This window comes from Hydrogenophaga sp., assembly GCF_026125825.1.
In the GTDB taxonomy this organism is placed as follows: domain Bacteria; phylum Pseudomonadota; class Gammaproteobacteria; order Burkholderiales; family Burkholderiaceae_C; genus Hydrogenophaga.
In genome coordinates, this window is the sequence record NZ_JAHCKK010000116.1 from 1 (window position 1) to 10,658 (window position 10,658).

The window sequence follows — 10,658 nt, forward strand, 5'->3', positions numbered from 1 at the left end:
GCTGGAGCGCACCGCCTACATGGAGCCGGTGGACGCCTGGCTGTCGGCGCGCGCCACGGGACGGCAGGTGAAGTCGCAAGGCTTCGCCGTGCTGCGCGACTACGTTCTGGCCACGGCCAAGCTCAAGCCGCGCTCCGATGCCTTCTACCTGGGCATGAAGGGCAGCCTGCAGGCCTTCTACCAGGAGCTGGAGAGCCAGGGCAGGCCCCGCATCGACCTGGACTTCGGCGCCGAGCTGGTCTCGGTCTGCGAGCAGATGGCCGCGGCCTTCAAGCCCTTGCCTGCGCGCGCCGTGCCGGTGGCCGAGCCCGTGCCCACGGGCGATCTGGTCGTGGTTCTGGGCGGCACCGGTTTCATCGGCTCGCACACCGTGGCGGCCCTGCTGGGCCAGGGCCACCGGGTGCGCGTGATGGCGCGCGGCGTGAACAACCTGCAACCCGTCTTCAGCCGCCCCGGTGTCGAGATCGTGCGCGGCGACGTCAAGAACAAGGCCGACCTGGAGCGCGCCATCGCAGGCGCTCCCTATGTCATCAACCTCGCGCACGGTGGCGGTGGTGCGAACTTCGAGGCCATCCGCGCCGCGATGGTCGACTCCGCCGTGATGGTGGCCGAGGTGTGCCGGGCCGCTGGCGTGCAGCGCATGGTGCACGTGGGCTCCATCGCCAGCCTGTTCCTGGGCGACGCCAGCGAGACCATCACCGGCGCCACGCCACCCGACCCCCGCCCGGAGACGCGCGCCGACTACGCGCGCGCCAAGGCCCTGGCCGACCAGGCTTTGATGGACATCCACCGCAAGACCGGCTTTCCCATCGTGCTCATGCGTCCCGGCCTGGTGGTGGGCTCGGGCACATCGCCGTTCCACAGCGGCCTGGGCTTCTTCAACAACGACCAGTACTGCGTGGGCTGGAATGGCGGCCAGAACCCCTTGCCGTGGGTGCTGGTGGGCGATTGCGCCTCGGCCATCGTGGCCGCGGTCACCGCGCCCGCCGCGCCGGGCCGGGCCTACAACCTGGTGGGTGACGTGCGACCGAGCGCGCGCGAATACCTGGACGACCTCTCGCGCACCATCGGGCGCCCGCTGAAGTTCGTGCCCTCGTCGCCGACCGGCCTGTGGCTGGTGGAGATGGGCAAATGGCTGATCAAGCGCGTGACCGGCCGCGCCGTGGCCCGGCCGTTCAAGCGCGACCTGATGTCGCGCGGCCTGCTGGCCAACATCGACTGCAGCAACGCCAAGCAGGACCTGGGCTGGCAACCGGTGGGCGACGCCGCCACCTTCCACCGCCAGGCCATGGCCGTGCATGCCGCAGAGGGTTCTGCATGAGCGAGGGCGCGCGCCCTCCACGCGTGCTGCTGCACGCTTTCTCGACCTTCAAGCTGGGCGGTCCGCAGGCGCGCTTCGTGCAGCTGGCCAACGAGCTGGGGCCGGGCTACCGCCACCTCATCGTGGCGATGGACAACTGCTTCGATGCCGGTGAGCGCCTGCATCCGGCGGTGCAGTGGGAGCCGATGCGGCTCGACGTGGTCAAGGGTGGGGCGCTGGCCAACCGGGGCGCCTTTCGCGCCTTGCTGCAGCGCCTCAAGCCCGATCTGCTGCTCTCCTACAACTGGGGGGCCATCGAGTGGGCGGCGGCCAACCTGCCGCGCGTGGTGCCCCACGTGCACGTGGAAGACGGCTTCGGGCCCGAGGAGGCGAACCGGCAGCTGCCGCGCCGCGTCTGGATGCGTCGCGTGCTGCTGGGCTGGAACGGCGTCTCGGTCGTGGTGGCCTCGCGCAACCTGGAGCGCATGGCCACCGGCGTGTGGAAGCTGCCATCGCGCCGGGTCACGTTCATCCCCAACGGCGTGGACATCCCCCCGACGGCGCGCCCGTTCTCCGCGGTCGCCGGCCGGCCGGTGAGCATTGGCACGGTGGCCGGGCTTCGGCCGGAGAAGAACATCGCCCGCCTCATCCGCGCCTTTGCCGACGTGCGGGCACGACGTGCCGCCCGGCTCATCGTGGTGGGCGACGGCCCACAGCGCGCCGAGCTGCAGGCGCTTGCGCAACAACTCGGGGTGGCTGCCGACGTGGAATTCACCGGCTACCTCAAGGACCCGTCCGCGCGCCTGGTGGATTTCGACCTGTTCGCCCTGTCGTCGGACACCGAGCAACTGCCGATCGCGCTGCTCGAAGCCATGGCGCTGGGCATGCCCGTGGTCGCCACGCGCGTGGGTGACGTGGGCGACATCCTTTCGGACGTCTCGCCCGACAACCTTTGCGAACCGCAAGACGGCCCATTTGCCGCCACCCTCTCGCGCGCGCTGGAGCAGCAGTCCCAGTGGCCGGCGTGGGCCCGCGCCGGTCGCGAGAAAGTGCAGGTTTCGTACGCCAAGGCCCTCATGATCACCCGATGGAAGCAGGTGTTCGACGGGCAACTTCACCGATCTTCCGCGGCCTCAAAGCCGCTTGACCCATGAAAATCCTCATCACCGCACGGCATCGAAAGACGGCCAGGCCGTGCACATCGAAGAGATGATCGAGGCCCTGCGCAGCGACGGGCACGAGGTGCGCGTGGTCAGCCCGGGCGGCGACGAGCCCGAGGCCGGCGCACCGGGGCAGGGCGGCAGTGGCCAGATGGGCAGCGACATGGGCTGGGTGCACCGGCTCAAGGCCCTGATGCCCAAAGCCCTGTACGAACTCATGGAACTGGCCTACAGCGTGCTCGCCTACCGCAAGCTGATGAAGGCCGCGAAGGACTTCCGGCCCGACGTCATCTACGAACGCTACAACCTCTTCCTGCTCAGCGGGCTGATGGCCAGGAAGCGGCTCGGCATTCCGCTGCTGCTGGAAGTGAACGCGCCCCTGGTGTTCGAGCGCTCGCAGCACAGCGGGGGCCTGGCTCTGGAGGGGTTGGCCCGATGGGCCGAGGGCATGGCCTGGCGGGGCGCGGACTGCGTGCTGCCGGTGACCCAGGTGCTGGCCGGGCACGTGCGGGCCCGCGGCGTCCCCGACTCGCGCATCCAGGTCATTCCCAACGGCATCAACCGCGCGCACTTCGCCCAGGCCCCGACGCCGGACACCGCCAAGGCCCACCTGGGCCTGCAGGGCCGCCTGGTGCTGGGCTTCACTGGCTTTGTGCGCGACTGGCACGGCGTGGACCGCATCGTCGACTGGATGGCATCGCCCCAGGCGCCGTCCCACACCCACCTGCTGGTGGTGGGCGACGGCCCGGTGCGCGAAGCCCTCGAGCAGCAGGCGCGGCGCCTGGGCCTGGCCGAGCGGGTGACCTTCACGGGCGTGATCCACCGCGACCGGGTGCCAGCGCACGTGGCCGCCTTTGACGTCGCCCTGCAGCCCGCGGTGACGCCCTATGCCTCGCCGCTGAAGCTGATGGAATACCTGGTGCTGGGCAAGGCCATCGTCGCGCCCGCGACGCCCAACCTGCTGGAGGTGCTCACCCACGAGGACAACGCGCTGTTGTTCGACGAGGCCTCGCCCACCGGCATGCAGGACGCGCTGACCCGCCTGTGCACCGACGACCACCTGCGCGCGCGGCTGGCGAGCGCCGCGCACGACACCATCGACCGCCTCAGCCTGACCTGGTCGGGCAACGCCCGGCGGGTGGTGGCCCTCTCCAGCTCCCTGGCCTCCGCTTCTCTGAAGAGGTGAACCATGACGCGCAGCACCACCGACGGCACATCCCTTTCCCGCACCCCCGCCCTGATCGGCCTGCTGCTGGTGCTGCTGGTCGCCTTCGGCTTGCGCTTCACGGCGATGCGGGCCGATGGCGGCCTGTGGTTCGATGAAATCTTCGGCGCGAGCTACGTCAACCTCCCTCTGCTGGACGTCGTCATCGCGGTGCTGCGCTTTGACATCCATCCGCCGCTGTATTACCTGCAGTTGAACGCCTGGGGCCTGCTCTCGAAACAGGACACCTGGCTGCTCCTGAACTCGGTGTTCTGGAGCCTGGCTTCGATCGCGGTGGTGTACCTGGGCGTGGCCGCGCGGGCCGGGCGCAGCGCCGCGCTGCTGGCCGCGGCCTTCACGGCGCTGCTGGGCAGCGAGATCTACTACGCCAGCGACCTTCGCATGTACGCCATCCTCGGCTGCAACGTGCTGCTGCTCTGGTGGGGCGTCGACCAGTGGCTGCGGCACGGCCGGCGCGGCCAGTGGTGGGCCCTGTGCCTGCTGGTGCTGTCGCTGTCCATGCTGCACAGCATTGCCTTCGTCGCGGTCGGTTCGGTGCTGAGCTACACGGTGATCCGCTGCTGGATCGCCGGCGAGCGCCACCGCCTCAAACCGCTGCTGGGGTTCATCGGCATCTCGGGCGTGTGGCTGCTGCCCTGGCTGGCCAACGCCAGCTTCCGCTCGGTCTCGCACACCCACCGGCCGGATTTCGACCATGTCGCGCAGACCATCGGCGGCTGGCTGCTGGGCTACTTCCCGGGGGCCACGACCACGCAGTACACCGTGGCCGCCGTGCTGGTGCTGGCCCTGGTGATCTACCTGCTGGTGTCCGGTTCGGCCTACGTGAGGGCCTGCGTGGTCTCTTTCGTCGTGCTGCCGGTGCTGGTGGTGGGGATCATCTCGCTGGTGTTGCGGCCCATCTGGCTGGACCGCACGCTGGCCTACACCGCGCCTTTCCTTGCCGTGGCGCTGGCGGTGCACCTGCATCGAGCGCCTGCGGCCAGAGGCGCGCCTGCGCGCCTGGGGCGCCGCGCTGGTGGTGGCGCAGCTGGCCTTCTTCGCGGTCTATGGCGCCGGCTGGGAACGGCTGCAGGCGCCGCGCAAGATGGACTTCCATCGCGTGGCCCGGGACATCGCGCAGAACAACACCGAGCGGCGCGACATCTACGTGCCTTCCAACGTGCGCTACTGGGCCATGGCCCGCTACCTCCAGGGCCCAGGCTGGGGCAGTCTGCTCGCCATCCAGGACCCGGCGAAAATCGACGACTCCGACACCTGGCGCCGCATCTACGAAAAGCTGGGCGACACCTGGCTGCAGCGGCTGCACCTCAAGGGCGCGGCGCGCTTCATCGACACGCCGCACGGCCGCCTGTGGGTGGGCTACAGCGCGCTGCCCGACGAGGTGGTGGCGCGCGGCTACTACTTCGTGGGCGACAACAAGGACCGCGACAAACCCCAGGCCTGCCCCCAAGGGCGTGAGACCTCCCGCAAGAGCTATGAAGGTGTGATGGTGTTCGAATGCAGCAATCCGTGAAGCCCATCCGAGTCCTGCTGTTCTCCAGCCTGTACCCGAGCGAGGTGCGGCCCATCCACGGCATCTTCGTCGAGACCCGCCTGCGCGAGCTGCTCAAGACCGGGCAGGTGCAGGCCAAGGTGGTGGCGCCCGTGCCCTGGTTCCCGCTGAAGTCGCCGCGCTACGGGGAGTACGCCCAGTTCGCGGCCACGCCGCGCCAGGAACAGCGCAACGGTCTGGAGGTGCACCACCCACGCTACCTGCTGCTGCCCAAGGTCGGCATGAACCTCGCGCCCTACACCATGGCCCTGGGGGCCCTGGCCACGGTGCGCCGCCTGCAGAAGCAGGGCTTCGACTTCGACCTGATCGACGCCCACTACTACTACCCCGACGGGGTGGCCGCCGGCCTGCTGGCGCGCTGGCTCAAGAAGCCCTTCGTCGTGACCGCGCGCGGCACCGACCTCAACCTCATCCCCGAGTACCCGTTTCCGCGCAAGCTGATCCTGCAGACCGCCGCACAGGCGCAGGCCTCCATCGGTGTGTGCAAGGCGCTGATGGATTCGCTTGGCGCCCTGGGCGCCGACCCGGGCAAGCTCAACACCTTGCGCAACGGTGTCGACCTCGAGCGTTTCACCCCCGAGCCGCGCGAGGCCGCGAGGCAGCGCCTGGGCCTGGACGCGCAGGGGCCTTATCTGCTCTCGGTGGGTCACCTGATCGAACGCAAAGGCCACCACATCGCCATCGAGGCCTTGCCCGCCATGCCTGGCGTGACGCTGCTGGTGGCCGGCGGCGGGCCGGAGCAGGGCGCGCTCAAGGCGCTGGCCGCCCGCCTGGGCGTGAGCGAGCGCGTGCGCTGGGTGGGGGTGGTGCCGCAGACCGAACTCAAGTGGTGGTACAGCGCGGCCGACGCGCTGGCCCTGTGCTCCAGCCGCGAGGGCTGGGCCAACGTGCTGCTGGAGGCCATGGCCTGCGGCACGCCGGTGATCGCCACCAACATCTGGGGCACGCCCGAGGTGGTCAGCCAACCCGCTGCGGGCCTGCTGATGGCGCGCCGCGACGGGCCCGCCCTGGCCCAGGCCTGGGCCCAGCTGATGGGCAACCTGCCCGCGCGCGCGGCCACACGCGCGCACGCCGAAACCTTTTCCTGGGACGCCACCACCCAGGGACAACTCGACATCTTCAGGAGGTTCGCATGACCGAAGGCTTGCTGCTGCTGGCCGAACTCGTGCTGCTGTCGCTGCTGCTGCTCGCGGTGCGGCGCAAGGCGCGCGACCCGAAGACGCCCGACCTGGGCTTCTTCTCCTACGAAGTGCTCACCGATGACGCGCCGCCTGCGCCGAAGAAAAGGAACTAGGAACCGCCATGCGTGACCTGCTGGTCTTCGGGGCCGTGCTGCTCTTTGTGCCCCTGGGGTTTTCCAATGCCTTCATCGGCTATCTGCTGTGGGGCTGGGCCGGCCTGATCGCCATGAACAGCTACGTGCACGGCTTCATGGGTGCCGTGCCTTTCGTGCAGCTCTTCGCCCTGGTCACCATGGCCTCGCTGCTGATGCGCCGCGGCGACCGCTTCGAGCGCATCGAGATCAACCGCACCACCGTGCTGATGATGCTGTTCGTGGTGCACGGCTTCTTTGTCGCGCTCTTTGCCTACCCGGGGCTGGACCGCAACTGGGAGCTCTTCGGCAACCTGACCAAGACGGTGCTGTTCTGCCTGCTGATGCCGGTGTTCGTCACCTCGCGGTACCGCATTCATGCCATGGTGGTGATGGTGGTGCTGGCGACGAGCTTTCACGGCGCGCTCGATGGACTGAAGTTCATCGCCAGCGGAGGCGGGCACAACGCGCGCGGGATCGCCAAGTTCGGCGACAACAACCACTTTGCGATGGTGCTGCTGATGGTGCTGCCGCTGCTGTACTACCTCTACCAGATCTCCTCGCGAAAGCTGGCCAAGATGGGTTTTGCCGTGATGCTGCCGCTCACGGCCTTTGCCGTCGTGGCCACCGCCTCGCGCGGCGCCCTGATCGGCCTGTGCGTGATCGTGCTGTTCATTCTCATGAAGAGCCGCAACCGCATGATCGGCATCGTGCTGGTGGCCATCAGCGCGGCCGTGGTCGTGCAGCTCGCGCCCGATTCGTGGTCGGAGCGCATGGAGACCATCAAGACCGCCAAGGAGGACGACTCCCTGCTCGGCCGCTTCGGCGCCTGGCGGGTGAGCTCGTCCATCGCGCTGTCCAACCCGGTCTTCGGCGGCGGCTTCCGCGCGGTGCAGTCGTCCGTGCTCTGGGAGGCTTTCAAGGAAGGCCCCACGCTCCTGCCCTTCATCGAGGTCGCGCCCAGCAGCCCCTCGGGCCTGGCCGCGCACAGCATCTGGTTCGAGGTGATGGGCGACATGGGCTTCGTCGGCTTCCTGCTGTTCGTCGCGCTGGTGGCCAATGCCTTCCTCACGCGCCGGGAGATCCTCAAGCTCACCAGGGGACGAGGGCCGTCGCTGCGCTGGGCGTCCGACCTGGCCGACATGCTGGGCGCCGCCTTGCTGGCTTTCGTGGTGACGGGCTCGCTGCTCAGCGCGGCCTATTTCGAGCTGCCCTACATCTTCCTGATCCTGATGGAGGTGCTCAAGCAGCACGTGCGCAAGGCCGTGGCCACCAGCAAGGCGTCGGCGCCCCCGGCCTGAGGTGGCCGGGCGCGGCTGGCGTTCAGCCGGCCGCGTCCTTCTTGAAGATCAGGGCCACCGCGCTGTCCTGGAAGCGCCGCAGCTCGGCCTCGATGGGCGGCTTCATCAGCATGATGCAGACGTACCACGCGGCGACGAACATCACGCCGTTGAACAGCAGGCTGAAGAAGATCGGAAAGTTGGGGTGCACGTAGGTCTTGAGCAGGTAGCTGAAGGCCCCGGTGATCAGCGAGATCAGCACGATGGGCACATTGCCCCGCAGCCACTGGCGCACGCCCAGGCCGAAATAGACCTTGTTGACCATGACGTAGAGCGGAATGCCCACGATCTGTCCGATGGCCATGGCAATGCCGAAGCTCACCAGCGTGCCGTCGAACAGCGCAATGGCCAGCCCCACCTTGATCAGGAGCACCAGCAGCGAGGGCACGGCCGCCGCATAGGGCTTGCCGATGCTGGTGAGGGCCGGCGTGACCAGCCGAAACAGGATGCCGGCGGCGCCCGTGAGGCACAGCCAGGGAATGACGTCGATGCTGGCGACCCACTGCGGGCCGAACAGGAAGAGGATGATCTCCCGGTCCATCACCATCATCCACACCATGGCCGGGATGATGACCACCGAGATGTAGGACGACGCCTGCTGGATGGCCGCGGCCATGTCCTCGTTGGCGTGGTGCAGCTTGGAGAGATAGGGCAGGGCGAAGTAGTCGATGGTCGACTTGAGCACCGTGTAGGGCAGGGAGACGGCCGAGGCGGCCTTGCTGAAGTAGCCCACGGCCGCGGGCGTGCTCATCTTGCCGAGCATCACGTCGGGCAGTGCGGCGTCCAGCGCCGCCACGGTGGAGGTGACGATGGTGCCGGTGCCGAAGTGGGTGATCTTCTTCCAGCCCTTGAGGCTGGGCAGCCAGGGCATGGGGGTGGTGGAGTACCAGTGGTAGGCCGCGCCCGTGACGATGATGTTGACCAGGTTGGCCCAGGCCATGGTCATGTGGCCGTGGCCGGTGTAGGCCAGGGCGATGGTGGTGATGAAGTAGGTCACCACCGAGATCGCCATCACCTTGGAGGTGCGCTTGACCTCCAGGTTGCGCGTGAGCAGCGCGTACGGAATGGAGCCGAACGGGATGAAGACGAAGCCGATGGCCAGCACCTTCACCACGTCGCCGACCTCGGGCGTCTTGAAGAACACCGACCAGACGTCGGCGGTGACATACAGAATCGCGGCCACCGTCCAGGACGTCACCAGCAGCACACCCAGCGCGGTGCGGATGGTCTGCTGCGTCACCTCCTTCTCCTTGACGATGTAGGAGAACACACCGAAATCGCGGAAGACGTGCGCGAAGGTGATGAGGATGGCGCTCATCGAGAAGATGCCGATGTCCGTCGGGGTCAGCAGACGGGCCAGGATGACCGACAGGGCGAAATTGGCGACTGTGGCGCCATTGCTCACCAGAAACTGAAGGCCGATTTTTTTTCTTATGTTCAACGGAGGTTCCCGGATTTTCGTTGGGGCGGGTCGGCACGCAGGTGGGTCGGCGCGGCGGTCGCAGGTGCCTCGGGGCGGTTCACGGGGGACTCGGGTGTGCGTCGCATTGTAGTGAGCCGACGTGACCCGACGGCGTCCGGCATCGAAGGATGCCCGGTGGTACGGCAGTGTGTACGCGTTTGGTCACATTGGGGGCCCTGAAGTCCGTGCCGGACGTGAAGCAATGTGGACAGAGTCTGCCTTTTTTGTGTGTCAGGGTAGTCAACATTTGTTACATTGAGGTCTGCTCTTCCAAGGAGTTCCGTCATGTTGACCTGTTTCAGTGAAGGCGTGAGCGCGGCGAAACTGGACCGGGAGCCATTCAAGTTCCGGCACAGGCTGGTGGGGCACCCGGCGCTGGAAATGGGCAACCTGGCGCGGGTCATTCCGGCCCTGCCCAAAGACCAGGTGATGTACGCCATCCGGCCGCTGCAGAACGGCGACGATTTCGAAACCACCTTCCGACAGCGCCCCGAGGAGCAGTCGATCGAGGCGACGATCGAGAACCTGCGGGTTTCGGACTCCTACATCATGGTCAGTTCGCCGCAGGTGGAAGCTTCGTTTGCCGGCCTGTACAAGGACCTGATCGGCGATGTGGAGGCCCTGATGCGAGAGCGTGGCGTGGGCACCACGGCCATCACCCCCAAGCTGTACCTTTTCATCGCCTCGCCCAACAGCGTGACGCCCTTTCACATCGACCGCTATTCCACCTTCCTCATGCAGTTCCGCGGCAGCAAGCAGGTCACGGTGTCGCAGCCCTGGGACGACCGCGTGGTCTCGGTCAGGGACTGCGAGAACTACGTGTCCTACGTGAACACCCGCCTGCCCTGGTCGCCGGAGAAGGACGCCTACGCCACAGCCTACGAATTCAACCCGGGCGAGGCACTCCACATCCCGTTCGTGGCGGGCCACCATGTGCGCAACGGGCCGCAAGACATCTCCATTTCCATGTCGATCATCTTCAACACCCGCCAGACCATGGCCTGGCGCAATGCACTGAACTTCAACCAGCGCGCGCGCAAGGTGCTGCGGCGCGTGGGCCTGGCGCCCGCGCCCGTGGGGCATCGGCCCCTGAGCGATGGCGCGAAGGCGCGCTGCTGGACGGCCTGGGCGCGGCTGCGGTACCACTGATGCCGGGCCAGGACGGGGTGCCGCGCGGCGCTGGCGCCATGACGCCTGCGCTGTCCGTGTGGCTGGACCTGTGCCGCGTGCTCGCGGCGCTGGCGGTCTACATCGGCCACTCGGTCTACCTCAAGGTGGCGCCGCCGGCGCTCTCGCTCACCTGGCAC

Annotated in this window: 9 protein-coding genes; 8 read left to right on the forward strand and 1 reads right to left on the reverse strand. The window is 67.9% G+C overall.

What is annotated here, in order from left to right:
* The 7 genes from KIT86_RS22340 to KIT86_RS22370 form a co-directional block, all read left to right on the forward strand.
* A partial coding sequence (locus KIT86_RS22340; RefSeq protein WP_297402498.1) for an NAD(P)-dependent oxidoreductase occupies positions 1 to 1,321 on the forward strand: 1,321 nt, incomplete at its 5' end.
* Positions 1,318 to 2,454 (forward strand): glycosyltransferase, encoded by a 1,137-nt coding sequence (locus tag KIT86_RS22345; RefSeq protein ID WP_297402500.1) that lies wholly within the window; start codon positions 1,318 to 1,320, stop codon positions 2,452 to 2,454. The genes KIT86_RS22340 and KIT86_RS22345, both read left to right, overlap by 4 nt.
* Positions 2,444 to 3,646: a glycosyltransferase family 4 protein gene (locus KIT86_RS22350; protein WP_297402502.1), complete on the forward strand. Its 1,203-nt coding sequence runs from the start codon at positions 2,444 to 2,446 to the stop codon at positions 3,644 to 3,646. The genes KIT86_RS22345 and KIT86_RS22350 overlap by 11 nt, the downstream gene beginning before the upstream one ends.
* Positions 3,647 to 3,649: 3 nt before the next feature.
* On the forward strand, positions 3,650 to 5,143 hold the full coding sequence (locus KIT86_RS22355) for a hypothetical protein (protein ID WP_297402504.1): 1,494 nt from the start codon (positions 3,650 to 3,652) through the stop codon (positions 5,141 to 5,143).
* 60 nt (positions 5,144 to 5,203) lie between these two features.
* Positions 5,204 to 6,373 (forward strand): glycosyltransferase family 4 protein, encoded by a 1,170-nt coding sequence (locus KIT86_RS22360; protein ID WP_297402515.1) that lies wholly within the window; start codon positions 5,204 to 5,206, stop codon positions 6,371 to 6,373.
* Positions 6,370 to 6,531: a hypothetical protein gene (locus KIT86_RS22365; protein ID WP_297402507.1), complete on the forward strand. Its 162-nt coding sequence runs from the start codon at positions 6,370 to 6,372 to the stop codon at positions 6,529 to 6,531. Before KIT86_RS22360 ends, KIT86_RS22365 begins: the two co-directional genes overlap by 4 nt.
* 8 nt (positions 6,532 to 6,539) lie before the next feature.
* Positions 6,540 to 7,850 carry a putative O-glycosylation ligase, exosortase A system-associated gene (locus KIT86_RS22370; RefSeq protein WP_297402509.1) on the forward strand — a complete coding sequence of 437 codons (1,311 nt, stop codon included), beginning with the start codon at positions 6,540 to 6,542 and terminating at the stop codon, positions 7,848 to 7,850.
* Between the two features lie 22 nt (positions 7,851 to 7,872).
* Here the strand turns inward: KIT86_RS22370 and KIT86_RS22375 are convergent, their stop codons facing one another.
* Positions 7,873 to 9,294 (reverse strand): oligosaccharide flippase family protein, encoded by a 1,422-nt coding sequence (locus tag KIT86_RS22375; protein ID WP_297402511.1) that lies wholly within the window; start codon positions 9,292 to 9,294, stop codon positions 7,873 to 7,875.
* A gap of 342 nt (positions 9,295 to 9,636) precedes the next feature.
* Between KIT86_RS22375 and KIT86_RS22380 the strand changes: the two genes are divergently transcribed.
* The gene (locus KIT86_RS22380; protein ID WP_297402513.1) at positions 9,637 to 10,500 is read left to right on the forward strand and encodes a cupin-like domain-containing protein; all 864 of its coding nucleotides are present in this window, start codon (positions 9,637 to 9,639) and stop codon (positions 10,498 to 10,500) included.
* The last annotated feature ends 158 nt before the right edge of the window (positions 10,501 to 10,658 follow it).

Coding starts and splice junctions, on each gene's coding strand:
- KIT86_RS22345 (WP_297402500.1), top strand. CDS start 1,318: ATGAGCGAGGGCGCGCGCCCTCCACGCGTGCTGCTGCACGCTTTCTCG.
- KIT86_RS22355 (WP_297402504.1), top strand. CDS start 3,650: ATGACGCGCAGCACCACCGACGGCACATCCCTTTCCCGCACCCCCGCC.
- KIT86_RS22365 (WP_297402507.1), top strand. CDS start 6,370: ATGACCGAAGGCTTGCTGCTGCTGGCCGAACTCGTGCTGCTGTCGCTG.
- KIT86_RS22370 (WP_297402509.1), top strand. CDS start 6,540: ATGCGTGACCTGCTGGTCTTCGGGGCCGTGCTGCTCTTTGTGCCCCTG.
- KIT86_RS22380 (WP_297402513.1), top strand. CDS start 9,637: ATGTTGACCTGTTTCAGTGAAGGCGTGAGCGCGGCGAAACTGGACCGG.